Genomic DNA, 25,337 nt, shown 5'->3' with positions numbered 1-25,337 from the left:
AACAGGAAGCTGTGTAGCTTCCTGTAATTTAACCAACTTATAATTATTATCTAATTAATAGCCGGGATTTTGTTCAAGATTCGGGTTGGCAGCGATCTGCTGGTTTGGTATGGGGAAGAGCAGGTTCCTGGGATCATCTGTTGGTTTTTCCTGCCAAGGCTGGAGGAATTTACCAAAGCGGACGAGGTCGTTCCTTCTCATACCTTCCCAATAGAATTCGCGTCCTCTTTCATCGAGGAGCTGGTCGAGGTTGACGGATGCCAATGCTCCGATGCCACGCTTGGTGCGCACGGAATTTACGATTGGCAGGGCTGCTGCTGCTCCGTTGTTCCTTAACAATGCTTCTGCTTTCATAAGGAGTACGTCGGCATAACGATAATACACATAGTCGTTATTGGAGTTGTCGCCTGAGCTATAGTCTATCGGGTATTTAATAACGCGTATACCGGTTACTTCGAGATTGGTTCCGATCTCGATGGCTTTTACTTCCGGAGTGAATGCCAGTGGACGGCCGCCACGGTCTTTCAACGCTACGCCGTTCTGGTCGAACTGTTGTCCTACGAGGAAGCCAGGTTTGATACCACTGACGTTGGTGACGCCGGGATAGCTTTGGCTACGACGCAGATCGGCTGCATCGAACTTGTTGTAGAAATCGGAAAGGGTGGTGAAGCCGTTCCAGCCGCTGGGGTTGTTGTTGTAGTGCAGGGTACAGAACCAACGGGAGCGTACGTTACCGCTGGATGAGCCACCAATATTTTCGGCCGTGAAGATGTTCTCGGTAGAGATGGCATCGTTGTTGGGCGCGAAGTTATCGAAGTAATTATTGGCGAGGCTGTACTTAGCGCTGTTGATGATCTGATCGGCCAAGGTTACTACCTGTTGCATGTCTGCAGCAGCAAAGGTGGGCGTAGCGCGGTTGGCGATCACTCCTTTGTTGAGGTAGCATTTCATCAGCAATACTCTGGCTGCGTCTTTATTTGCTCTATTGGCTGGCGTGGCTGGCAAATCGTTCATGATCGCATTTACTTCTGCGATGATAAAATCCAGCGCCTCCATCCCTTTTCTTACTTTGGGTGCTTCGAGGGCGCTGCCGCCTGGCTCACGGTAGGGTACCTGGTTCCAACCATCGAGCATAGAGAACATGGCAAATGCACGAAGAAATCTCGCTTCTGCCTGTTGTTGTGGTGATGGGTTGAATCGCAGCAGGTCGGTAGAGGAATAGATCACGCCTCCAAGGTCTTCGAATGTTTGACGAAGGAAGAGGTGATCACCATCCCATCTGTGTACGTGAAGTGTTCTCCATACGCCGTTATCGTCCCAGTCGCCTCCTCTTGTGGGCCCGATACATTCATCGGAAGTGTGTTCCTGTGCGGCCCAGAAACGGCTTTGATCCTGGTAAGGGCTGCGCATGGCATCGTATAGCCCTCTTACCAACGCGGCAGTATTGGCTGAGCCTCCACCAACGGAGGAGCCTGCCACTTCTCCATTTAGTTTCTCTTCGAGCCTCGTACATCCGGCAAGGATGAGGGGCAGCGAGATGATATATAGCAATCGTGTATGTCTCATAACTAATTTTTTATTATTGTAGTGAAAATCTAACACCTACCTGGAATGAACGGGCGGAAGGATATGGTGTGTATTCTATGCCTACGGAAGGCACGCCGTTCACCTGTTTATCTGTATTCACTTCGGGGTCAAATCCTGTAAAGTCTGTTATCACAAACAGGTTCTGTCCGGAAACGAATACGCTCAGGTCCTTCAGTGATTTTCCAACATTTCCAAATTGGTATGATATACTGGTGTTGGCCATCTTCAGGTAAGCACCGTTTTCCATGTACCTGGTAGAGGGCGTAATGGGGTTGGCTATGGCTTCTTTCACATCGCCTCCGACGAGTGACCTCGCAATGTTGCGACCTCCGTTGAGGTTGCCGATGGGAAGTACTGTATTGGCGGTGTTGTTATAAATATCTACGCCCATAACTCCATTGAGGTTTACTACTGCAAACAGTTTTTTGTACTGTACAGATGTTGTGATACCTATAACCGTTTTAGGGTTGGGATTACCCACAAAGTATCTTTCGTATCCCTCTTGTTCGTAATCGGCAATTCCTGTTGTTTTATTGATACCCTGGAAGCGCTTCAGGTAGAATACGTTGATCGGCTGGTTATTGGCGATCAGCTGCACAGTGGCTCCCGATATACCTTGTCCATGCAATGCGCCTGTTACGATGGGTGAGTTCAAATCCTGTACTTCATTCTTCAGGAAGGAGGTGATGATGCCGAAGTCCCAACTCAGGTCTTTTGTCTTTACAAGGTTCGCATTAAGGGTTACTTCAATGCCTTTATTGATGATGTTGGAAGGGAGGTTGGCCCAGGTGGGCGGCGCTCCGGGCGCTACCGGCTGTGCTGATACCAGGGGATACAGCAGGTCGGTTGTTTTCTTATTGAAGTAATCAATGGTTCCCGAAATCTTACCATCGAAGAGGCCGAAGTCGATACCTATGTTTGTTTGCTGATCGGCCTGCCATTTAAGTCCTTCGTTGGCATTGTTGGCAGGGCTAATTGCTCCGGGACCTGTGAAGGCGTACCTGAACTGGGCTGATCCGGCAGGTACATCCTGGCTACCGGTTTGTCCCCAGCCTGCGCGTACTTTCAGGAAGCTGATGAACTTAGCATTGGACATGAAGTCTTCGCGGTCCACATTCCACGCTGCGGAGAATGAAGGGAAGTATCCATATCTGTTGTCTTTACCAAACTTCGTCGATCCATCAGCCCTGATCGTAGCAGTAAGTAAGTACTTCTCTTTCAGGTTAACGGTTGCTCGTGCAAAGTAAGATTGCAACTCCGTGGTGGGATCGATGAACGAAAACACTCCACGGGTATTTTGTGAGCTAAACTGGAAGTAGTTATAGTATGGTAGCCCAAAGTTGCCAAAGTCGCTTGCATTCATTCCATTGCCCTTGTTGTCGAACTTCAGGTATTCGTATCCAACGAGTGCATTGAGGTTGACTGCAGACGAAAGTTTCTTGTTGTATGTAAGGGTATTCGTCCATTGTTTGGTGACCAACTCATTGCTGCCGGTATAGGCTACGCCGCGATCGACTATATTTTCCAGGTTGATGAAGGAGGCGATCTGTGCTTTGCGGATACCAGTGCTGTAGTTAATACTGAACAGCATGCGGAATTCCAAATCTTTGGTGATCTTGTAATAGGGTGTGATGCTTCCGAGGATCGTAGTTACTTTGGAATTGTCTGAATATGCTTCCGACATCGCCAGCGGATTCACAGTTGTTGATCCTCTGAGGATGTTCAGCGAGTCTTCTCCATTGGCTTTCTTTACTGTTAGTGGCATTGTTGGGTTCCATTGCAATGCCTGACCAATGATGCTTCCTGTGAAACCTGCGTCGTTGGAAACCGGTGCAATGTCTTCGATGGTCTGGGAAGCGATCAGGTTATAATCTACTCCAAGGCTTTTGTTGTCGAGGAACTTGAAGAAGCCAGCAATATTGGTGCTGTACTTTTTAAAGCCTGACTTGCGAACAATGCCTTCCTGATTGAGGTAACCGGCTGCGATACGATACCTGGAGTTTTCAGTACCTCCGCTGATGCCGATATCATAGTTCTGTGTCCAGGCAGTGCGTAGGATGGCATCCATGGCATCTACGTTTCCGCCAAAGTCGCCGGAGGTGAGGCCATAATCTGACAGTGCTTTGCGATATTCTGACCCATCAAGCACTTTCAGTTGTTTGATGATCTTACTCATACCTACGTAGGTATTGAAGTCGATCCTGGGTGCGCCAAGATTACCTCTCTTGGTATTGATGATCACCACGCCATATGCACCTCTCGATCCATAGATGGCGGTAGCTGAGGCATCTTTCAATACATCGATAGAGGCAATGTCATTAGGGTTCATAAAGTTCAGCGGGTTGGCACCTGGTGATGTACCAATGCCGGCTCCTGAACCACCCGGGCGTGCTGAACGGCCATCCAGTGGTATTCCATCAACCACGAACAAAGGGTTGCTACCTGCGCGGATGGTAGAGTTACCCCTAATCTTGATGGTGGTACCACCACCGGGCTGTCCACTGTTGTTGAGGATCTGCACACCTGCCACCTTACCTTGTATCAACTGGTCGGGTGAGGTTTGCATTCCCTGGTTAAAGTCTTTTGCTCTTACTGAGGCCACAGCGCCTGTAAGATCTTTTTTGCGTACTGTGCCATAACCAATCACCACGATCTCATTCAACGCGGCGTTGTTGGCTTCGAGTGAGACATTAGCAAGCAATGATCCTGCGATGTTGAACTCCTGTGTAGTGTATCCAACGGATGATACTACGATGATGGTTACGTTTTCACCCACGTTGAGGCGAAAGGTACCATCGCCACCGGAGGAGGTTCCTTTTGTTGAACCTTTCGGAACGATCGAAGCACCTACAACCGGAGCTCCATCTTTTGAATCTGTAATCTTTCCTGTGATGATCTTTTCCTGTGCGAGACTGACCGTGCTTATGCATAGGGCCAGCAATAGCATAGCAGATGCTGTAAACAATCGTCTTGATGTCATAGCAATCAGTTAGGTAGTTATAAAATGGCGGAATAGAACGTGTAGCTTATACACAATTTAATATATATTCTTTTAATATTCAAAAAAATTTAACAATCATTTCAGGACGGGGCATGATGGAGTTTGGAAAATTTGTTCTATTGGGGCAACTCTTGATAAGAATATAATTATCAATGAATTATGGAAATAGTTAATAGGTTGACGGATTGGAAAGTTTATAAGAGGATGCGAACAGGTGGAATTTGACAGGTTGAGAGGGAGTTGACAGGTTGAAAAGTTGATGGGTTGAAAAGGGGTTATTCTGACTGCCGGGAGCGACCTGACTATATATAAAAAGGTGAGCCGCTCTTTGAGGGCGACCCACCTTTAGTAAAGAGTCTTCGACAACCCTTCGACAAGCGCAGGGTGACAATGATTTTAATTAGTGTACTGCTTCTTCGACTTTTTCTTTGTCTTCTTTCACTTTGCCATCGGAGAATTTAGCGGCATTGAAACGGTATAGTTTGCCGGGACGGTGTGGTACATCCTGTTCGAGTTCGTTTACATCGATGAGCCAATCCATGAGGAAGAATTTCTTGCGGAAGTTGCGGCGATCGAGCTTGGTGGCGTGTATGGATTCATACAGGCTTTGCAACTCGCGCAGGGAGAACTTCTCCGGTAACAAGTTGAATACAATTGGATGTTCATCAATCCTCGACTGTAATTGCTTCAGGCAAGTGTCCAATATTTTTTTATGATCGAATGCGAGGGTCGTGATCTCGTTGACCGGATGCCAGTGGAGCTCATTGTGTTCGAGATCGAGCTGGTGGTCTTTTATGTTGATGAGTGAATACCATGCGGTAGTTATTACTCGTCCCGCAGGGTGGCGGTTGACATCGCCAAATGTGTGTACCTGCTCTAAGTATACATCGTCCAGTCCTGTACGCTCTTTCAATACACGGTAGGATGCACTGTCCAGGTTTTCATCGGGCTTTACCAGATCGCCCAGCAAAGACCATTGGTCCTGAAATTCTTCCAGGTCTGATTTAATGAGCAGCACTTTCAACTCATTTTCATCGAATCCAAAGATCACGCAGTCTACTGAACAGGCAATCTGGAAGTATTCTCTGTTCTCGGACCGTAGTTGTTGAATCGTTTTCTGCAAAGCGGTTCCCATATTGTTGACGTTATAAGAGGCTTAGTTAATAATTATTTTCCTGACTACACTGTTGTAGCCTACCTGCATTCGTATAAAGTAAAGCCCACTCAATTGCTTGTTGCGCTTCAATGCATACAAAGGTAATTGGTGTACTCCTTTGGCCTTTAAACCAGTATTCAGTACGGCAATTTGTTGTCCGTTGGCATTTAACAAGGATAGTGTGACTGCAGTGTTGAGCGGCAGTTCATATTCGATAGTAGAGTTCGATGTGACCGGGTTGGGATAGATGCTTAACCTTGTATTCTTACCCTGGTTATCCAAGTCGGTAACGGGTGTAAGAACATTCGTTATGTTCCGGTTCAAATATACGTGATACTCGCCGGGTTGCAAGGAAATGCTTTGGGAATTGCCTGTAGCAGTAATGGTTTGACCGGTTAAATAGTCGTACCAAGTGCCTCCATGTTGGAAGGTTACGGTGCCTGTTACAGTTGTTACATCAAAGTTTCCAACTACCAGTATATTAGACGTATCAGTGGTCAATTTCAACCACTTGAATGCACCTGAAAGTCCCCAGGTTATTCGATCAGTAGTGAATCCATTTTTATATGCAGGATGATTTCTCAAGGCCAGCATCACGCTGTAGATGTCGTATAATTTTTTTCTTTCGGCTTGTTGCTGGTATTCCCATTTGATGGGTTTTGGATTGGTGCGGCAGTTGTTATTGATAGTGCCGTCTTCGCAATAGTTGATGGCGTAATCGTATCCCAACTCTCCAAACTGCCAGATCATTTTGGGGCCTGGTATGCTGAAGTAGAAGGCTGCGGCCATCTCATTGCGCCGCAGGCCTGTGGCGAGGTCTTTGGTACTATAACCGCCAGCGGCATTGCCAAACTGAATATTCTTATACATCAGTCTTTCTTCATCGTGGCTTTCCATATAGGCTACCAGGTTGGGTTGAGCCCAGCCTCGTTCTACATGGATGGCTCCTTTGAAATCGGATTCATTCAACCAGCCCATTGTGGCTTCGTTGAATGCGTGGTTCATATTTCCCCACAGCATCATTCCATAGGCGGCCAGTTCTTTCTCTTCGTCGTTGACGCCCAGGTGTTCCAATATCACATAGCTGCCGGCTGACTTGAGTTGTATCGTGTCGTAATATTTTTTCCAGATGGCGATGCGGCTTGCATCGTAAGCATCCCAATTGGCCTGGTTGCAATTGTTGCCATCAGCATCGCAGGAGGCTTTCTGGGTGAAGCCTTTGGAAAGGTCGAAGCGGAAGCCATCAAGTTTGAATTCTTTTAGCCAGTATTCTACTACTCTGCTTGTGAAGTACTGGGTGGCGGCGCTTTCATGGTTGAAATCATAGCCTACATTGAAAGGGTGTTTTGCCGCGGTATTGAACCAAGGGCTTTCTGTCGAAGGCCGGCTTTTGGCTGCATCCCAGTACAACTGTACCATGGGTGACTGGCCAAAGGAATGGTTGAGTACCATGTCCATGATCACTGCGATGCCTTGTTTGTGGCATTCGTCGATGAAGGCTTTGAGGCCGCTCTCCGGGCCATAGTATTTATCGGGTGCAAAGTAGAAGGAGGTATTGTATCCCCAACTAAGGTTGCCTTCAAATTCATTGGGGGGCATGAGCTCAATCGCATTTATGCCCAGTCGCTTCAAATAGCCCAATGTATCTTTCAAGGTCTTCCAATCGTGGTTGCCCACAAAATCGCGCAGCAGCAGTTCATAGATCAGCAGGTTGCGCTTGTCGGGACGGGTGAAGTTGTTTACCTGCCAGGTATAGGCTGGCTTTGCTGTTTGCAAGGTGCTTACTATGCCTGTTGTTTTGCCGGTGGGATAGGCTTTGAGGTTGGGATAGGTTGCAGCCGTAATGAATTGATCATTGGCCGGGTCCAATACTTTTTGTGTGTAGGGGTCGGCAATCTTCAATGTATTATCTACTACATATTGGTATGCGTATTCTGTTCCGGGCGTGAGGCCAGTGATGCGTTTCCAAAAGCGGAGGCCGTCGGGTGTTTTATTGCATTGGGAGTTGACCGACTCTGTCCAGTTATTAAAATCTCCTATGATGGCTACTTTGTTTTTGTTGGGCGCATATAGCACGAGGATCGCCGATGTGTCGCCTTGTTCGTAGTTGATGCCATCGCGTACTCCTGTAGGCAATGGCTGGATGTTTACAGCAGGCGTTGCAAAGAAATTGATCGTATCGGAACGGGTGGTTGCACCTTCTGTAACTCTACCTACTATTTGTTGGTTGCCAGCTACCGTGATGGTGGGTGTTGATTGTATTACCGTATTACCGGCTACGTTGCTTATCTCGGCGCCATTGAAAAACAATTGCAGGTTGGCTGTTTTGTTGGCCGTGTAGCTGATCGCAATGGTTTCGCCGGTTGCTTTGTTAATGGGCTCTGGTATGGGCGTAAATCTTGCTTCGAAGGGTGGTGCTGTGAACTTGCCAGCCAGTGTATTGTCATATACCATTATGTACATGTTGCCCATATCGACTGAAGCGTCGGATATACGCTGTACCTGTGAGCCTGTTCCATTACGGAAGAGGATGGCTATGCGGCGGATGGTTTCTCCTGCCGGCACGCCGAAGAAGCTGCGGACATTGCTGATGGTGTACTGGTATTTGTTGGCTGCAACCCAGGTGGCTTTGGCTGACGCGTCTGTGCTACCCCAGGTAAATTTTGAATATTTCCAATCGGCATTGTTGCTGCTGAGGTTGGTGATGACGCCAATGTGTACGTATACATCATTGGTGTTGGCGTAGTTCAACAGTCCCTGGTTGCCTTTGGTACAATCTACCGTGATGGTGATGCCTGCATTGTCGGTTGGAAATTCCGGTGCTGTGGTAAGTAGCTGGGCTTTACCGGTTGTAGTGCTGCACAGGGTAACCAATATGGCAAGTAGTTTTGTCTTCATCAGCAATCGTTGTTAAGATGAGCCGCCCTTGCCACATAGTATTTGACTATGGGCAGGGCGACTCGCCTTTCTTATAAAATTGTAACGGTTCCGTTCTGTTCGTCGAGGGTGATGGTATAAGTGCCGGTCGGCTTTGTCAATTTGAAGTTGTCACCGCCTTCATATTTGATCTTTCCATTGCCTGCATCTTCGTAATCAAATGCGCCCCAGTCGTTGCCTGCGAGGAATTTGATCTCTTTGTCTTGTATGAGGGCAAGCGTAATCTGCCATTTGCCATTGCCGATGTAGGTCATCTGGGGTGAGCCACCCGGATTCCATTCGGGATATGCAGACATGCCGTTGCCTACCACACGCATTTCTGTAGCGGGTGTCAAGCTGTAGGTAAGATTTTTTACGTCGGTGCCATCGAAGATCACCCGTACGCGGCCTGTTGTACCTGTCCACTTCAGGTTTTTGGCGCCTCCTCCATCTACGATGATTTTGGTTCCTCCTTCTGTTTCAGGTCCAAACCATTTGCTCTTATTATTAGCGCCGTTGTCCCACTCATTGCCGTCATGGAATTTGAATTCATCGTTGGTGGTCATGTCTTGCAGTACCAGCATTTTATTGGGTGCAAGGTTGCCCATGCGTACGTTGGCGCCGGGGCTCCAGGATGATGGTTGCTGGAAGGCTCCTACTATCCCAAGTCCACCTATGCCACCTGAACCTGCTGCTTGCAAGTAGTATTTCTTATTGGAGTAGTCGAATGTAATGCGGTAGATGCCGGGTGTGCTTACGGCAATATTGTTTTCACCGTTGTCGGTAATGGTACCAGCGGGTGCAGCCGGATCTTGTCCCCAATCGATGATACCGGGTGCAGGGGGCCATTGTTGTCCATTCACAAATTTAAACTCTCCTGCTTTGAGGGTAACGTAAGTAAAGAAGGTGCCGGGGAAACGTGGATCGGGTATCATCCTGGATGCGTTTTCAATCGTCCAATCGGACGGTGTGGCGCTACCTACGATGAATACTTTGATCTCGCGCAATATCACTGTCTGGTTCACATAGTCGGCGTATTGATTCCAGGCACCGGATATGGCCACCGCTGTCCATAGCAGATCGACCGGCAGTTCTGTATTGGTGAATCCTTTTTTGGTGAGTGAGTCGCTGATTGCTTTATAGGTAATTGAAGCCAGCGAGTCTGCTCCATTGTTGTCGGCATCTATTGCGATCAATGGTTTTGTCCAGTCTACCGCTATTACGTTGCCTTGTCCGTCCAGCTTTCTTTCTGCAAACAGGACTTTGTATTTTACGCTACCGCCGGCAGCGGGCTGCGACTTCCTCCAGTTGAACTTCATCGTCTGGGTAGTACTGTTGGGATCGATGGCGTTTACTGTACCGCTGGAAGCAGGCCCCAACAGGATGAATGCTGTTGCGCCATCTTTCATGCGGGTAATGCTGACATTCCTTGTTTCGGTTGCGATTTGTTTTGTTGTTCCATTTTCAGCTCTTACACTCCAGATCAAATCGGCTTTGGCGCCATCGGCAATACCTTTTCCTTTCAGGGCATCATCGAGCTGTTTGTGAGTGAGTGTCAGCTTAGCATCTTTGCCTTCATTGTCGGATGTAATTTCTAACAATGGGGTTTCAAGATTGCCCGTGGTTTTCAAAGCTGCAATCCATTTGTAAGTTGGTACAGCATCCACGCCAGGTTTTGAAGGTGCCCAGGTTATTTCCACTTTAGCCGTGGGGGTAGCGGCGTTCAGCATAATGGCCGCATTGGTGGCCGGTACGTTCAAGGTAAAGGCGCCCAGGGCTTCTCCATTTACATTGGTATCGAAATCTGCTTTCTGGCAGCCGGCAAACAATGCCACCGACCATACCGCAAGCAATAATATCTTTTTCATATGCAACATCTTTAGTAATGTTTGAAGGATGTTATTTCATGTCGGTTAATGGAACGTCTATGACTGCCGTGCTCACTGTTACCGGTTGGTTGTTGGCATCGCGTATCGTTCCGTTGAACTTGTAAGTAAAGCGTGTGAATTTCTTTCCTGCTCCGGGCGTATAGGAACGCGTGGGAACAAAGAATGCTTTCCACAGTTTAGTGCCTGCATTTCTTACCGGCAGGGTAACTGGTGCACCTGCAGAGGCTCCTGTATTGTCAAATACTTCTACCGTTACTGAAACCGGCTCCATACGTTGTTCATCTAACGTAGTACCGAGGTCCTGGTGGAAGTAAAGTGATACTACATCGCTTTGTCCTACTCTGGCCGGGAAGATGCGCAGCATGCTGGGCACGAATATCAATGGGTCGAATGCGTTCTTCTTGCTATCGCAGCTTTGTTTGCTACCGCTCTTTGTTTTGGCCAGGAACTGGAAGTGTTTTAATTGGCCGGGCGCCAGGTTGTAGATGGTTGTGCCGGTCATCTTAAATGTAAACTTGTTGGGTGAGCCAGCTACCGGTGTCAGTTTAGCAGAGGCAGGTGAGTTGCCCCACTCCGTGTTGGTAATGCCGTCTTTCCCAGGAAAACCAGCTGCGTCTTTGTTGGCCCAGGTCCAGATGTAGAGGTCTGTTTCTCCCGCGACGGTTGTTCCTGTAAAGTCAAATGTGATGGTGATCTCATCTTCGGCCGTATAGGTAGCCGGGCTGATGGTGAAGTTAGTAAACTCACATTGGGCCATCAGCAGGTGGCTGCTCAATGTTATCAGTAAAAGTATTAATAGCTTTTTCATGATTGTTTAGTTAGAGGGTTAACGGGTGAATTCATAATCGTACACTATGAGCAGCTTGTTGGTTGCTACATCGGTCCGTGTAACCTTTACTTTCAGCCGGCTGTTGACTGAATTGGGATAACCTCCCAGTGTCATTGTTTCTGTCACTGTTCCGTTTTTCAATGTAATCGTCTTCGGTGTCTTTACATCGTCTACCGACCAGTTGCCGGAAGTGATGCCGGTAATGGGTGGTGCGGAGCCATTGTTGATGGCAAAGGTGGATGGCGTGCCATTGCTGAGGCTAAAGGTGAGCTGCAATGTCGTATAGCTAAACAGTGTAGTGATATCTTCTACCGCGTAAGGAAATCCTTTGCGTTGTGATTCTGCATCTGTCTGGGTTACTTTGGCCAGCTTCCACACGCCAGAGATGGCGGTAATGTTGTCACTGGCTGTACCGATCGGTTCGTAACCATCGGGGCGGCAGCCGGTGAATAATAATACTGCCGCCAGGCATATCGTTAAAAATTGTATTGTTTTCATTTTGCTTGTTTGTGTAGGTGATTAATCGCAACCTCCTTCCTGGTTCATGCGGAAGGATGCGTTGGCAGCCTGCTCGCTGATGGGGAATTGTAATGCCAGTCCGGGGCAGTTCCAGCGGCCACCGCGGCGGTCAATGTTGGTGTTTGTGCGTGCGCCAATGCGTTTGATCTCCTGTATGCGGTTGCCCTCTCCTACCAGTTCGAGCTCTCTTTCGCGGCGTGCCGCAGTAATCACCGTAGCTGCCAGTGCATTTGCAGCGAGGTTTTTAGAAGGGCCTCCATAAGCGCGGGTGAGCAGTTCGTTCATATCAGCAATGGCTGTGGCCAGGTTGGCTCCGCCTGTTTCGGCACCAGCTTCGGCGCGGATGAGTTTTATTTCTGTATATCCTATTACTTCTGCGTCGAAGTTGTTCTTATTGTATTTGGTGATCACATGGTAACCGGGCGCCAGGGTATTGCTGTACCAGGCTGCTGCTCTTACATCTCCGGCTGTGGTAGCCGCTGCGTAGAACTGGTCGGTAACATGGAACCTGCCTTGTGCGCTGAAGCCTACATCGCTGCGGTAGCGGTTGCGCAATTCTCCGCCGGGATACAGGTTGTTGTCGATGAACTTGAAACCGAAGATGATCTCTTTCGACAGTCCGATAGAGAAGCGATTGGCATATGATGCGTCCAACTGGAACTTGTTGCTTTTGATCACCTGATCAGCATAAGCGAATGCATTGGCAAAATCATTTTGCAGGAAGTATACTTTTGCGAGGAAGGCTTTGGCTGCCCACTTATTGGCGTAACCAAGGGTTATCGCATCGCCCAGCAGGTTCTCTGCTTTTTTCAGATCGGCAATGATCGTATCGTATGCGGCTTTTACTGAGCTACGTTGGCCCGGTGTGATGCTGGAGGTGGTGCGCAATACTATGCCGTCGTGTGAATTATCGGCTGTAAAGCCCCATGGCTGTGCCCAGATGCGTACTGCATCGAAATGGGTGATCGCGCGCAGGTAATAAGCCTGGCCTTCGATATCGTTGCGGGCTGTGGTGGCTTTACCAATGTTCTCCAACACTTTGTTGCCAACGTAGGCCGGACGATACACATCGGTGTACATGCCGTTCTTGTAATCTCCGAAGATGGAGGTTTTGCGTTTGAAGATCTCTCCGTCATCGCCGGTATATAATGTACCGTTGGCCTGATCGCCGAGGAGGTCTTCTATCCATTGAAATTTTCCGTTGTATACTTTATTGGAGTAATCGGTATAGGCGCCATTGATGAGACCCTGGAGGTCGGCATCGCCTTTGATGGCTTCTTCTTCGGTAAAGGCTCCTGATGGTTTCCGTTCAAGGAATTTATTGCAGGAGGAAGCATTAACGATGATGCACCCCACCAGCAGGCTATATATAATCTTTTTCATTTGTTACGTGCTTTTGTTGTTTAGAATGTAACGTTCAATCCTAACACCCATGATTTCTGCTGGGGTGGTGTGAGGTATGTAATGTTGGGGCTGAGGTTGCGGTCGGTGACGTTTTCAAAGTCACGTGCAATCTCCGGATCACCTCCCGGGTATTTTGTGAATGTGAGCAGGTTCATGCCTGTCACAAATACGCGGGCTCCTTTTACGTGCAGCTTTGTAAGGAGTTTAGGATCGAAACGGTATCCCAGTGATACTTCACGCAAACGCAGGTAGGATGCATCGTAAAGGAACATCGTGCTGTTGTATTGCCACTCACTGCTGAGGCCAGTGTAAGTGCCGGTGTTCATGGTGAGGCGTGGGAATTTGGTTACATCGCCGGGCTGCCTCCAATGGTCTAACAGATCGCGACGAATAACCCAATCGGTAACGATGCCATCTTGTCTTTTGGCAGAGCCGTCATATATATTACCGCCGATGGTGAATGTCCAGAGGCTCGTAAATTCAAAACCTTTCCAGGAGAGGTTGTGGTTCACGCCGCCGATAAAGTCGGGGACCACTGACCCTACGGGCATGCGGTTATCGAGGCTGAATGTTTTGGTGAGCTTACCTGTTTTGTCGTACCAGATGGGCAGGCCATCGTTGGGGTCTACTCCATAGTAGCGTACGAGGTAGTTGGTGCCTACGGGATATCCTGTTACCACGCGGGTGTCGTTGCTACCACCGCCTGCTGCATCAGCGCTCAAACCACCGAGGCTAATGAGCTCGTTGTAGTTCTTGGCAATGTTGCCACCTATGCTAAAGGTGAGGTCTTTCTTATTGACAACTTTTACGTTCAGGCTCAGTTCAATACCCTGGTTCAGTATTTCACTGCCTGCCACGTTGCGGAAGCTTGTACCGAAGCTTGTTGATGGAGAGATTGCTGTATTAAGTAACAGATCGCTTGTTCTTTTGTGGTAGTAAGCCAGTTCACCCGTGATGCGGTTGTTCCAACCGGCAAACTCTACTGCTACATCGGTATTTTGTGTTTCTTCCCAATGGAGATCGGGGGTACCAACGTTGCCGGGATAGAGGGTCGGTGCTGTATTGTACTGACCGCCGGCATAGTAGGTAAAGTAGTATTGGCCTGAAGGAATGTTCGAGTTACCTGTTAAACCGTAGCTGGCACGCAGTTTCAGGAAGTTGATGAATGTAAGGTCTTTCATGAAGTCTTCCTGGCTGATGGTCCAGCCTGCAGATACTGATGGGAATACACCATACTTTTTATCGGGGCCAAATTTGGATGATCCATCGCGACGTACTGAAGCCTGGAATGCATATCGTTCTTTGTATACGTAATTGATCCGGCCAAACACACTGGCAAAGGTTTCTGCATTAAAGGCTGGTGAGTTGAGTGGCGTGGTTGTTTGTTTGATAGAATCGAGTGCGTGTTCGTACAGGGCCTTATTTTTATAGAAGGGCCTGTCGCTGTTCTTTTCTACATATACCCTGTTTATAAAACTCTTTTCCTGGAACTCTGTACCTGCGAGGAAGGTGAAGCGGTTGTCGTCGTTCAGGTTCCAATTGTAGGTAGCAGTGGCTGAAGCAACCCAGTTTTTGCCACGGTAGGGTGAACGTTTTGCTATGCCGGGTTTTGTATTATCATTGATCCAGTTGGATGACTCCCACTGATCGTCGATCCCGCTCAGGTAATCGTAAGATCCGTTAACACGTACGTTCAGGCCTTTGATGACTTCATAATCGAGTGTGAGGCCACCGATCAGGCGATGGTCTGTATTGCGCCAGACTGTTTCGTTCATGCGGCGCACCGGATTAGCGCCACCGGTAAACCAGGTCTTGTCGTCATTGTATACCGGATAGATTGGGAGTGCTGTGCTCATTGCATCGCCAAGGCCACCAGCCCAGGCTGCGGGTACACGTTTGTTGATACCGCGGTTGTAAGCTGCGCTGAGGGTTGCTTTGAATTTGGGTGTGATCGTAAAATCAAAATTCGTACGTAGTCCCAAACGTGTATAGCTGTTGTTCTTCAGGTAGCTCTGGTTCTCGCTATAGGTAGCGCCTATAAAACTTTTCACCAGTTTGTTACCTTGTGTCATGCTCAGGCTGTGCTCGTTGATAAAGCCTGTACGGGTAAGCAAATCCCACCAATCGGTATTGTTCTTTTGGGCCTGCTCCCAGGTCAGTCCACCAGGGAGGGGTGCTTTGCCCGTGTTGCCGTCATTTTCCCATGCTTCCTGACGTAGCTGGAGCCATTCGGAGCCGCTTACGAAATCGGGCCTGTTGGCATATGTGGAGATACCAATCTTGTTGTTATAATTAAATGAGGGTTTACCGCTCTTACCTCTTTTAGTGGTAATGAGGATAACACCGTTGGAACCGCGGCTACCATAAATACCGGCAGCAGCGGCATCTTTCAGTATTTCGATGGACTCAATGTCATTGGGGTTGAGGGAAGCGAGTGGATTCTGGTTCATGCCTCCGCTGTTGGTGCGCAGGAATGCGTCGGCAATAATTGGAATGCCATCCACCACGTAGAGTGGATCAGCTCCTGCACCGATAGAGGCAATACCGCGGATGCGGATGACGGAGCCAGAGCCAGCGAGGCCGCTGCCTTGTATGACCTGTACGCCGGGGGCCTTGCCCTGGAGTGCAGCTTCAAAGCTGGGTGCTGCTATGGTGGTGAGTTTTTCGCCGGCAACTTTGGCAATGGCGCCTGTGACATCGCGGCGGCGCTGTGTGCCGTAGCCTATCACCACTACTTCGTTGAGGTTGGATGGCGCCGCTTTGAGTGATATCAGGATCACATCTGCTGCTACTGGCACATCCTGTGTTTCGTAGCCAACTCCTGAAATGGTGAGGGTGGTCGTTGCTCCTGGAATGGTTAGGGTAAAACTGCCATCTGCTTTGGAGGAGGTTCCGGTTTTGGAACCTTTGGCAGTGACCGAGGCTCCGGGTACCGGTATGCCGTTGGTGGCATCGGTGATCTTACCGGTAACGGTTTTGCTTTGCGCCCAGGTGAATGCGGGTAAGCACAGCAGGATCGTGAGGATTCCCACAAGCGATCGTTTCGGCATCATAAAACAAGCTTTCGTTTAGGTGTATTAATAATGTGTATCTGCTACACAAATATAATGTGTAAAGCATACACACTAACAAATGTTTTTTTGATTTCCCTAAGATTTTAATCTGGCGGGAGGAGGAAAATGGGGATTGGGTAGTGGCGGCGGGGGCTGGTTGGCAGCGATAGCAGGCAGGCAAAATTTTCGTGTGGCCGAGAAATTATCGGGCATACTTCTGGTTTTTATTAGGATTTTTCGTATATTCAAATATAATGAATTACACGCATTTATATTCCTCTTTACTTCTTTTTTGGGCAGGGATCGACCAACCTGTTTCGGGTCTTTTTCCACGTCCTGCCTACGTTTGAATCTCCTTCTCTTGCTATTGTCTTGCTATTAGCTTGCTACCAGCTTGGAACTGGCTTGGCTGCAGCCGTCTTCATCCTGGGGGGAGCTGGAGAGGAACCAGTAAGCATCCGGGGCAGAGGTTCAGGCTTGGGTCTGGCCGCCTGGAGCGGCCTGACTGGATTACTCGTTGCGAGAACTTCACAGTATTAAGCTTAACGCTCCGCTACAAAGCCAGAGGCTTTGAAATAGGCGTCACCAGCCAGAGGCTGGCGACTGAATGCAGAACAATATATTTATAAAGAAAAAGAGCAGCCCGTTCCACCGTAGCTGCTCTCTTCTGCTTATTTGTTGTTGTATTAGCCTATTACTCGCTTTTCTTTGTTTTGTCTTTGTGGTCCTGGTTGTATTTGGTTTCGGCTTCTTTGGCTTTTTCGAAGTCGAGTACTACGCCGTTGATGCAATAGCGGAGCCCTGTTGGGGGTGGGCCGTCTTCAAATACGTGACCAAGGTGGGCCTTGCAGCGGCCGCATTCTACTTCTGTACGGCTCATTCCGTGGGAATTGTCGGGCAGGTAGATGATGCTGGTTTTGCTGATGGGGGCATAGAAGCTGGGCCAACCGCAGCCGCTTTCGAACTTGGTGTCGCTCTTGAAGAGGGCGTTTCCGCAAGCTGCGCAATAATAGGTACCCACTTCCTTAGAATGTTCGAAGGCACTGGTTCCGGGGCGTTCTGTACCCTTCATCCGGGCAATGTAATAGACTTCGGGATCGAGGGCTTTTTTCCATTCTTCTTCGCTCAGGTTGACCTTGGAGGTATCTGTACGGGAATAAACGGGGTTGGTGCTATCTTTTTTTGCGTTATTCATAACTGTTTTTTTCTGGTTGTTGGTAGACTGGGAATAGGTGCATTGCTGCAAAAGGCTGGCCAGTATCAGGACGGTTATATATTGAATTTTCTGCTTCATCTGTATGATTTATAACAAATTTACGTAGTAAGGGTTCGTTGTGGTTGCCCTGCAGGCGCCAGCCGGTGTAACTTAACATTTTCTTTTCTACAAAGGATCGTTGTGTTTCCTCACCATTTTTTAATTAGAAACCGGGGATTGTTAAAGGATTTTTAAGGGTGTTCCTTTATTTTTGCTCCTTCATCAAGTGAAGTAAGTACCATGTTCAATCTGATTTTATTTGGCCCTCCCGGCAGCGGCAAGGGAACTCAATCCGAGAAGCTTATTGACAAATATGGCCTGATCCATCTTTCTACCGGCAACTTGTTGCGGGAAGAGATTGCTAATCAGACCAAACTGGGTCTGGAAGCCAAAAGTTTTATGGACAAGGGACAGCTGGTTCCTGATGCTGTTGTGATCGGTATGATCGGTTCTGCACTGGATGCCAACCCTCACGCCAAGGGTTTCCTGTTTGATGGTTTTCCCCGTACGGTAGCTCAGGCGGAAGCGCTGGACACCCTGCTGACAGGCAAGGCGTCTGAAATTGCCATCGTGCTGGCGTTGGAAGTGGACCGTGAAGAGCTGGTAGCCCGCCTGCTGAACCGTGGCAAAAGCTCTGGCCGCAGTGATGATACTGATGAGAATGTCATCCGCGCCAGGCTGGTAGAATATGAAAACAAGACTGCTCCTGTTGCTGGTTATTATGCGCAAGCCGGTAAGGTTGTGTATGTAAAGGGCGTGGGCAGCATCGACGAGATCTTCCATTCTCTGTGCAGGCAAATTGAAGCCCGCCAGTTGGTGTAATATATTCCGGGTTTACATTTTAAAGACCTGACAGGTTCGTCCCGCTTCACGGGGCAAAACCTGTCAGGTCTCTGTTTTTAAGGCTTCGACAAGCTCAGTCCCGCTAAGCGGGATAAACTCTGACAATGTCTCTTTTTAGTATCTCCAGCTATTCAGGTCTGCGTTGGCAGGGGCACGTTTTTTCATTTCTTCTGCCCATTTTGTGATGAACATCGAGTGGTAGCGCAGACGTGATATGTAGTTGGGTTGGGTGTGATCGCCGTTCCAGCAGTGTTCGGCGCGATCGCCGTAGTCTACTTCTCCATCATAGGTTGGATTGTCAAGTGCTTTGAGCATATCTTCGGTGAGGTACACCGCGTTGTTGAGGTAGTAGTTGTCCATGTCGCCGCAATAGATGTGTACTTTCCCTTTTAGTTTGTTGCCAATTTTTGCCCAGTCTCTTTTCATGATGTATGAAAGATCGAAGTGTTCTTTCCAATAAGCTGCCACCGAGCTGTCGATGGCGCCTGTGCGTTTGTTCCAAATTGGTTTTGGATATCCATCTGCTCCTACGGGTGAATAGACTGCTTCCCAGATATCGAACTGTTGTCCGCTGCGGGTTTTGGAGCCGAGGGTGAGCTCTCTGTAGTTCATCTCCTGCAGGGTGGTGCTAACGTGGCCTAGGTAATTGCGCATACCGGGGCGTGGTGTTTTTTTGTAATCGCTTTCGAGGTAGTAGGCGTTCTTGTCTTTGTAGAGGTCGACCACCGTGTATGCCCTGAAGTCGATGGGGTCGGGGCAAGCGGCATAGCAGCCGTTGTACTCGTCGGGATAAAATACTTGTGCAGCCAGTACTTCCCATCCTCCTGTGCTACCGCCATACATGAAGCGGGCCCATCCCTGCCCGATGCCTCTGAATCGTTTTTCTATTTCGGGTATCAGTTCATAGGTGATGGCATCGCCATAGGGGCCGATGTTGGCGCTGTTGACTGCGTAGGAGTCGTCGTAATATGGATTGGCGTGTTGTATTTCGATGGCTATAACGCGTGGGAAGTTGGGGCCTGTCCACTGTTTGTAAAAGTTGTAGGCCTCTTGTTGTACAATCTTATTGTAGCCTGTCAGTTTAAAGCGTTCTATGTAATCGGGTTTAAGGGCTGTATCGGGCGGCATCGTACGGAAGCCGCTGAAGTTGGCCGGGAAATGTCCATGGAAGATCGCCAGCGGATATTTTACTTCCGGATGTGTGTCCCATCCTTCGGGTAATAATATATGTGCACCCAGGTACATGGGCCGACCCCAAAACTCGGTGAGTAGTTTGCTTTGTATTTTGATGTGCTTAATGTATTTGGTGTCTTCCGGTTCTTTGATTGGTGGTATTGCTTCGGTGAGCTCTATGCGTATGATATTTTTCAGTCGTGGGTCTACTCTTATTTTAACTGGTTTTGAATACAGGTTGCCGGGAGCCTGGTTCCATTGTTGTCCTTCGCCGCGATCCATCGGCAGCTTTACTACATGCCCATCTTTGCGGTGAAAGGTTTCATACTTGTGGAGTAATGCCTGTACGTAGTATTCGCCGGGAGGTACTTGTGCCAGGCTTTGTATGGGATATCCAAATGCTGTAGCTGTTATTGTTTTCGATTCGCCGGTTTTCCAATTCTCTACATCGATGCCAAATGCCAATTGTGTTTGTGGCCCATCTACTATCTGCATGCGTGGCTCTGCGCGGTTGTTGTTGGAGAGGAGTAACAACAAGCGACCATCTAATGGCTGGTTGCCGTATTTAGCAGCGTATGTTATGAGTACTGGTTGTTGTGCTAAGACATGATGAGTTATGAATAGTAAAAAGAGTAAGATGTATCTCATGTTTGTTGGTTTTGGCTACTAAAAGATACTGATAAAAAGGGGAATGTGGCTTTAACAATGCTTTTGTAAACGCGGGGGCTTGTTTGTGATCTATTACTGTATAAAACAAAACGGAGGAAACAAGTTATGAAAAAGATTTTTACACTCGCCGCGATCATGATTAGTCTTAGTGTTGCTTCATTTGCTGCTGATCGTCCGAAGAAGGGAAAGATCTCAGTGACGAGCAATAGCCCATCTACCATCTTTGTGAAAATCGATGGCCAACGATATAACGTGGATCGCAATGAATTTGTGTTGAACAGTATCAAGCCGGGTAATCACCGCGTTGAGATCTACCGCATGGAGCGCAGGGGTTTATTCGGAGCGATGAAGACTACCATGATCTATAACAGTTTTGTGATGGTTGCTCCTGATCAACTGGTGAACCTGAATGTGAATCGTTATGGTAGTGTGGCTGTAAGAAAGACTGGTTTTGATCCTTATGACCGGGATGACAAATGGGGCCGTGACAGGAACAATGATAATGATTATGGCCGCCGGGATGATGACCGTGGCCGTGGTAACAAGTGGTAATGATTCAGGTGTTTGATAAATTGAAAGCCTTCCAGCAATGGGGGGCTTTTTTGTTTAATATACTGCGCCGTAGTCGGCTTTTACTTCGATGGTGGTGTATTTGCCTTTTTCTACTGCAACGGGGGCGATGTTGTTTTTGTCATCAAAAATATTGGCGTAGTACAGGTCGTCTTTTTTGACAAAGAGGGAGTATTGGCCCGGGGGTAGTTTTACTTTAAAGTTCCCCTTTCTGTCGGCCTTTACTTCTTTTACCAGTTTTGTGTTGATGGCGGTATAAAATGATCCTTCGGCGGCTCGTTTTACCTGGCTGATGTTAGTCAACTCGTAGATATAGAGGGTGGTTTGGAACGGTTGTGGCTGGGTGGACGGTTCGCCGGGGGCGGGCATCTGGTTACCCATTACCCGGTAAATTTTGCCCTTTATTCCCTCCTTTTTGCAGAAAATTCCCGTATATGAACTGAGGAGTATGATAAGTGGTAAGAATAACAGTGGTTTTACAAGCTTTTTTCGCATTTTCGGAAGGTTTATGACTAAATTTAAGGTGCTTTTAGCAACCGTAATTTCTAAAATATCGTTTTTTAATTAACCGCAAAAAACTTTATGCCTAAGCAGAAAATTGTACCCCTTTGTGTTTTATTGTCAGGTCTTTGTGCCGCTACGTATGGTCAAACTGTAACGAAGTCGGATGAGCTTCGTCGTGCCGCTACTGAACAGGCTGCCAAGGAAAAGGTGTTGGCTACCACTTTGCAAAAGCTGGCTAAGGAGAAGAACTGGCCTTTGGTGCTTCACACTAAAAATGGTGGGCTGGCAGCCTTGACCAATGTCGATGATCAGGGTTATCCTATTTATACTACTACGTACAACAATATCGTGGCTGCTGCCACTACCGGGACTAACAAGTTGTGGCCGGGCGGCGCTACCGGACTTAATCTTTCGGGCTCTTCGGCCAGTGTGCGGGGCAAGCTGGGTGTTTGGGATGGTGGCCGGGCCAGGCCTACGCATGTGGAGTTGACTGGCCGTATCAATAATAAGGAGAATGGTTCTGTGGCCATCAGTGATCACACCACGCACGTATCGGGTACCCTGATCGCCGCGGGTGTAAATCCACTGGCCAAGGGTATGGCTTTCGGGTTCCAGGACCTGGTGGTGTATGACTTCAATAGCAATCTTTCTGAGATGTTGACGGAGTCGACCGGCGGCATGCTGATCTCGAATCACTCTTATGGTTCTATTTCCGGCTGGTACCAAAATACCTCGCAGAGTAACCGTTGGGAATTCAGGGGTCAATTTAATGCTACAGAAGATTATAAGTTCGGTTTTTATGATACGGAGGCGCAGACATTCGACGAGATCGCTTTTAATGCTCCTTATCACTTAATCGTTAAATCGGCCGGTAATAACCGTAATCAAAACGGACCTGCTGTAGGGGCCAATTACTGGCGGTATAATTCTTCGGGTACGATGACAGATGCAGGTGCCCGCCCCGCTGGTATCAGTAATAATGATGGGTATGATATCATCCCCATGTCGGGCACAGCCAAGAATATCCTGACGGTAGGTGCTATCGATCCGCTGACATCGGGCTATAGTAGCGCGCAGGGTGTAACGATCTCCGACTTCAGCAGTTGGGGGCCTACGGATGATGGCCGTATCAAGCCGGATATCGTGGCTGATGGTGTTGAGTTGTTGTCTTCTACCGGTTCCAGTGATAATTCTTATGGCATATTCAGTGGTACATCTATGGCTTCGCCCGCTGCGGCAGGTTCACTGATCCTGCTCCAGGAATATTATTCGCGCTTGCATCCGAGTACTTATATGCGTTCTGCCACCTTGAAGGCACTGGCCATTCATACTGCTGACGAGGCAGGAACATCCGCCGGACCTGATTATATTTTTGGCTGGGGTGTGTTGAATGTGGCGAAGGCTGCCAACGTGATCACCGGCGCCAATGGCGGCACTGAATATCAGATTGTAGAGGATGTTCTGAATGGTGGCGCCACCAAAACAATCAATGTGGTTGCTTCCGGCAAGGGCGCACTCACTGCCACGCTTGTTTGGACCGACCCCAAGGGGGCTGTTCATGCTGCTCAGGTGGATCTCGATACACGTAAGCTGATCAATGATCTCGATATCAGGATCACCAAGGGTGCTACTACTTATATGCCCTGGATCCTCGATCCTTCTGTTCCTGACGCAGCAGCTACTACCGGCGATAATACCCGGGACAATGTTGAGAAGGTAGAGATTGCCGATGTCGTTCCTGGTGTTTCTTATACGATAACGATCTCTCATAAGGGTACGCTAACTAATGGTTCGCAGGCTTATTCACTGATCGTGAGTGGCGTAGGCGGCACGGCTTATTGTGCCCCTGCTTCCGGCGCTAATTCCGGCGCCCGCGTGGACAGTGTTTCTTTTGGTGGTATACAAAAGCAAAACGTAGCTGGCTGTATCACTTATACCAACTTCACTTCTATCACCGGTGCTGTTGAGCCCAATAGTACTGTGCCTTTGTATGTAAAACTGGCCAGCTGTGTTGGCGGTACTACCAATAAGGTTGTGAAGGCCTGGATGGATCTGAATAATGATGGCGACTTCAATGATGCCGGTGAATTGCTGACCACCAGTGCTGTTATCAATGGCGATGGTCCTTATACTACGAACGTAACCATTCCTGCCGGCGTGTCGCCAGGCAATTATGCTGTTCTGCGTGTTGCGGTAGTGGAGACTTCAAATGCTGCTGATGTAACGGCCTGCTATGCCGGCAATAAGGGTGAAACGCAGGATTACCGTATCCGTTTTGCCAACCCATCGAATGATGTAGGTATCGTCGATATCGTTTCTCCGCAGGGCTCGGGCTGTGCCTCCGGCAGTCAGTATGTGACTATCCGGTTCAAAAACTTAAGCACCACTGCCAAGGCGAATATCGTTCTATCGGGTACTGTGAAGGATGGCGCTACTACAGTGGCTACATTGAGTGGCACTTATGTTCCTTCGGTTGCCGCATCGGGTGAAGTTGAATATACTTTCCAGACTCCTTTTGCAGCTGTAGCTGGTAAAACATATACTGTTAACGTGAAGGCTGCTCTTGTTGGCGATCAGAATGCTGCGAATGATGAGCAGACGACCAATTTTGTGGTGAATACACAGGCTGCAGGACCTACTGCGCAAGCAGAGGTGTGTGGTACTTCCGTGATTTTACAGGCTACAAATCCGGGTTCGGACATCATTTTGTGGTATGAAACTGCTACCGCTACTACTCCTATTGCAAGCGGAGCTACTACGACCTCTACAGTCATTACAGCTAATAAGACTTATTATGTGGGTCGTAATGACCTGGCGAATGGCAAGGTAGGCCCTGCTAATAAATCAACGCTTGGCGCAGGTGGTTATTCAACGCTCCAGAATTTCTACATAAAGTTCAATAACCAGGTGCCTGTTACTATCGAATCGGCCAGGTTGTATATTGGTGCGGCCGGCAGGATCGAGTTCATTTTAGCTAATCTGGGCACTGTTACGGGAACCAGTTATACTTACTTCCCTATTGCCAGCAAGACGCTGAATGTATATCCAACGACGAATGGTACCGATGACCCGGGTGCTGTTTTCGCGCTCAACTTTGCGGTGACTGATCCCGGTGACCATATTATCATCTGCCGTCCGCTCGATGGTGCTTCGATCTACAGGAATAATGGTGTAACGGGTAGTCCTTATCCATTTAGCATTCCTAATATCTTCTCCATCACCGGCAACAGCAACTCTGACCCCAGTGATGCTAATTACTACCAGCGGTTTTATTACTGGTTCTATGATATGAGCATCAAGCTGAACGGTTGTGCCAGCACCAGAACTTCTGTGGTAGCCAGCACGAATACAGCTCCCACGATCACTTTGAATGGTAATACTTTTACCAGCAGTGTTGCTTCCGGCAATCAGTGGTACCTGAACAATGCTCCTATCAATGGCGCCAATGGTCAAACTTACCAGGCTACTCAAAATGGTGCTTACAAAACGGTTATTAATTCTCCTTTGGGTTGTCAATCATCGTCTAATGAGATCACTTATGGTGTAACTGGTATTCCCAATATCGATCCATCCGAGATCAGCCTGAAGGTGATGCCTAACCCCAATAATGGTCAGTTTACGCTCGACTTTACTGTGAGCAAGAAGTCTGATCTGAATATTTCTATTGTGAATGCTATTGGGCAGAAGGTTTATACCGATCGTACGCCAGGCTTTATCGGAAGGTATAATCAACCTGTGAATGCTGGTAAGCTGGCCAGTGGTGTTTATCTGCTGCAGATACAGCATGATAATAAGAGTTATTTGAAGAAGTTGATTGTGCGGTAGGCCAGGTGTATTGGGCTAAAGCCCAAAGATTGAATTAGATTTTTACCCCGGCCCTTTAGGGCCGGGCAATTCATAAGCTTCGCAGACAGAGTTTCTAAAAAATGGGCCGTCTTTGGAAGACGGCCCATTTTTTTATTTGTACTA

At 48.2% G+C, this 25,337-nt stretch carries 15 protein-coding genes; 3 read left to right on the top strand and 12 right to left on the bottom strand.

Going from position 1 to position 25,337, the window contains the following annotated elements; translation table 11 throughout:
- Nucleotides 1–54: 54 nt before the first annotated feature.
- From AC5JBY_RS05950 to msrB, 10 genes are all read right to left on the bottom strand, one after another.
- Nucleotides 55–1,566 carry a RagB/SusD family nutrient uptake outer membrane protein gene (locus tag AC5JBY_RS05950; protein WP_495903646.1) on the bottom strand — a complete coding sequence of 504 codons (1,512 nt, stop codon included), beginning with the start codon at nt 1,564–1,566 and terminating at the stop codon, nt 55–57.
- Between the two features lie 13 nt (nt 1,567–1,579).
- Nucleotides 1,580–4,567 (bottom strand): SusC/RagA family TonB-linked outer membrane protein, encoded by a 2,988-nt coding sequence (locus AC5JBY_RS05945; protein WP_495903645.1) that lies wholly within the window; start codon nt 4,565–4,567, stop codon nt 1,580–1,582.
- A 421-nt stretch (nt 4,568–4,988) separates the two neighbouring features.
- Nucleotides 4,989–5,723 (bottom strand): NUDIX hydrolase, encoded by a 735-nt coding sequence (locus AC5JBY_RS05940; RefSeq protein WP_495903644.1) that lies wholly within the window; start codon nt 5,721–5,723, stop codon nt 4,989–4,991.
- Between the two features lie 21 nt (nt 5,724–5,744).
- The gene (locus tag AC5JBY_RS05935) at nt 5,745–8,642 is read right to left on the bottom strand and encodes an alpha-amylase family glycosyl hydrolase (protein WP_495903643.1); all 2,898 of its coding nucleotides are present in this window, start codon (nt 8,640–8,642) and stop codon (nt 5,745–5,747) included.
- A 71-nt stretch (nt 8,643–8,713) separates the two neighbouring features.
- Complete coding sequence (locus tag AC5JBY_RS05930; RefSeq protein WP_495903642.1) at nt 8,714–10,528, bottom strand: SusF/SusE family carbohydrate-binding protein; 1,815 nt, start codon at nt 10,526–10,528, stop codon at nt 8,714–8,716.
- Nucleotides 10,529–10,559: 31 nt separating this feature from the next.
- Nucleotides 10,560–11,357, bottom strand: a complete 798-nt coding sequence (locus AC5JBY_RS05925; RefSeq protein WP_495903641.1) for a hypothetical protein — start codon at nt 11,355–11,357, stop codon at nt 10,560–10,562.
- A gap of 18 nt (nt 11,358–11,375) precedes the next feature.
- The gene (locus AC5JBY_RS05920; protein WP_495903640.1) at nt 11,376–11,876 is read right to left on the bottom strand and encodes a hypothetical protein; all 501 of its coding nucleotides are present in this window, start codon (nt 11,874–11,876) and stop codon (nt 11,376–11,378) included.
- Between the two features lie 21 nt (nt 11,877–11,897).
- Complete coding sequence (locus AC5JBY_RS05915) at nt 11,898–13,280, bottom strand: RagB/SusD family nutrient uptake outer membrane protein (protein WP_495903639.1); 1,383 nt, start codon at nt 13,278–13,280, stop codon at nt 11,898–11,900.
- 20 nt (nt 13,281–13,300) lie between these two features.
- Complete coding sequence (locus tag AC5JBY_RS05910) at nt 13,301–16,354, bottom strand: SusC/RagA family TonB-linked outer membrane protein (protein WP_495903638.1); 3,054 nt, start codon at nt 16,352–16,354, stop codon at nt 13,301–13,303.
- 694 nt (nt 16,355–17,048) lie between these two features.
- Nucleotides 17,049–17,648 carry a peptide-methionine (R)-S-oxide reductase MsrB gene (gene msrB, locus AC5JBY_RS05905; RefSeq protein WP_495903637.1) on the bottom strand — a complete coding sequence of 200 codons (600 nt, stop codon included), beginning with the start codon at nt 17,646–17,648 and terminating at the stop codon, nt 17,049–17,051.
- Nucleotides 17,649–17,849: 201 nt separating this feature from the next.
- Here msrB and AC5JBY_RS05900 point away from each other — a divergent pair, with 201 nt between their 5' ends.
- The gene (locus tag AC5JBY_RS05900) at nt 17,850–18,431 is read left to right on the top strand and encodes an adenylate kinase (RefSeq protein ID WP_495903636.1); all 582 of its coding nucleotides are present in this window, start codon (nt 17,850–17,852) and stop codon (nt 18,429–18,431) included.
- 135 nt (nt 18,432–18,566) lie between these two features.
- Here AC5JBY_RS05900 and AC5JBY_RS05895 read toward each other — a convergent pair whose 3' ends face one another.
- A complete protein-coding gene (locus tag AC5JBY_RS05895; protein ID WP_495903635.1) occupies nt 18,567–20,273 on the bottom strand; it encodes an alpha/beta hydrolase in 1,707 nt (568 codons plus the stop codon).
- A 126-nt stretch (nt 20,274–20,399) separates the two neighbouring features.
- On the opposite strand from AC5JBY_RS05895, the gene AC5JBY_RS05890 reads away from it, so the two are divergent.
- Nucleotides 20,400–20,846 (top strand): DUF8447 domain-containing protein, encoded by a 447-nt coding sequence (locus AC5JBY_RS05890; protein ID WP_495903634.1) that lies wholly within the window; start codon nt 20,400–20,402, stop codon nt 20,844–20,846.
- A 54-nt stretch (nt 20,847–20,900) separates the two neighbouring features.
- On the opposite strand, the gene AC5JBY_RS05885 is transcribed toward AC5JBY_RS05890, so the two are convergent.
- Complete coding sequence (locus tag AC5JBY_RS05885; protein ID WP_495903633.1) at nt 20,901–21,245, bottom strand: hypothetical protein; 345 nt, start codon at nt 21,243–21,245, stop codon at nt 20,901–20,903.
- 201 nt (nt 21,246–21,446) lie between these two features.
- On the opposite strand from AC5JBY_RS05885, the gene AC5JBY_RS05880 reads away from it, so the two are divergent.
- Entirely contained in the window at nt 21,447–25,193 is a 3,747-nt protein-coding gene (locus tag AC5JBY_RS05880; protein WP_495903632.1) for a S8 family serine peptidase, read from the top strand.
- Nucleotides 25,194–25,337 lie beyond the last annotated feature (144 nt).

This window comes from Paraflavitalea sp., assembly GCF_059502485.1.
The sequence above is the reverse complement of the archived record's forward strand: the minus strand, read 5'-3'. Positions and strand labels throughout refer to the sequence as shown.

What these genes read in the sequence shown, in the direction of transcription:
- AC5JBY_RS05950 (WP_495903646.1), bottom strand. Translation starts at nt 1,566, where the DNA reads ATGAGACATACACGATTGCTATATATCATCTCGCTGCCCCTCATCCTT.
- AC5JBY_RS05945 (WP_495903645.1), bottom strand. Translation starts at nt 4,567, where the DNA reads ATGACATCAAGACGATTGTTTACAGCATCTGCTATGCTATTGCTGGCC.
- AC5JBY_RS05940 (WP_495903644.1), bottom strand. Translation starts at nt 5,723, where the DNA reads ATGGGAACCGCTTTGCAGAAAACGATTCAACAACTACGGTCCGAGAAC.
- AC5JBY_RS05935 (WP_495903643.1), bottom strand. Translation starts at nt 8,642, where the DNA reads ATGAAGACAAAACTACTTGCCATATTGGTTACCCTGTGCAGCACTACA.
- AC5JBY_RS05930 (WP_495903642.1), bottom strand. Translation starts at nt 10,528, where the DNA reads ATGAAAAAGATATTATTGCTTGCGGTATGGTCGGTGGCATTGTTTGCC.
- AC5JBY_RS05925 (WP_495903641.1), bottom strand. Translation starts at nt 11,357, where the DNA reads ATGAAAAAGCTATTAATACTTTTACTGATAACATTGAGCAGCCACCTG.
- AC5JBY_RS05920 (WP_495903640.1), bottom strand. Translation starts at nt 11,876, where the DNA reads ATGAAAACAATACAATTTTTAACGATATGCCTGGCGGCAGTATTATTA.
- AC5JBY_RS05915 (WP_495903639.1), bottom strand. Translation starts at nt 13,280, where the DNA reads ATGAAAAAGATTATATATAGCCTGCTGGTGGGGTGCATCATCGTTAAT.
- AC5JBY_RS05910 (WP_495903638.1), bottom strand. Translation starts at nt 16,354, where the DNA reads ATGATGCCGAAACGATCGCTTGTGGGAATCCTCACGATCCTGCTGTGC.
- msrB (WP_495903637.1), bottom strand. Translation starts at nt 17,648, where the DNA reads ATGAAGCAGAAAATTCAATATATAACCGTCCTGATACTGGCCAGCCTT.
- AC5JBY_RS05900 (WP_495903636.1), top strand. Translation starts at nt 17,850, where the DNA reads ATGTTCAATCTGATTTTATTTGGCCCTCCCGGCAGCGGCAAGGGAACT.
- AC5JBY_RS05895 (WP_495903635.1), bottom strand. Translation starts at nt 20,273, where the DNA reads ATGAGATACATCTTACTCTTTTTACTATTCATAACTCATCATGTCTTA.
- AC5JBY_RS05890 (WP_495903634.1), top strand. Translation starts at nt 20,400, where the DNA reads ATGAAAAAGATTTTTACACTCGCCGCGATCATGATTAGTCTTAGTGTT.
- AC5JBY_RS05885 (WP_495903633.1), bottom strand. Translation starts at nt 21,245, where the DNA reads ATGGGTAACCAGATGCCCGCCCCCGGCGAACCGTCCACCCAGCCACAA.
- AC5JBY_RS05880 (WP_495903632.1), top strand. Translation starts at nt 21,447, where the DNA reads ATGCCTAAGCAGAAAATTGTACCCCTTTGTGTTTTATTGTCAGGTCTT.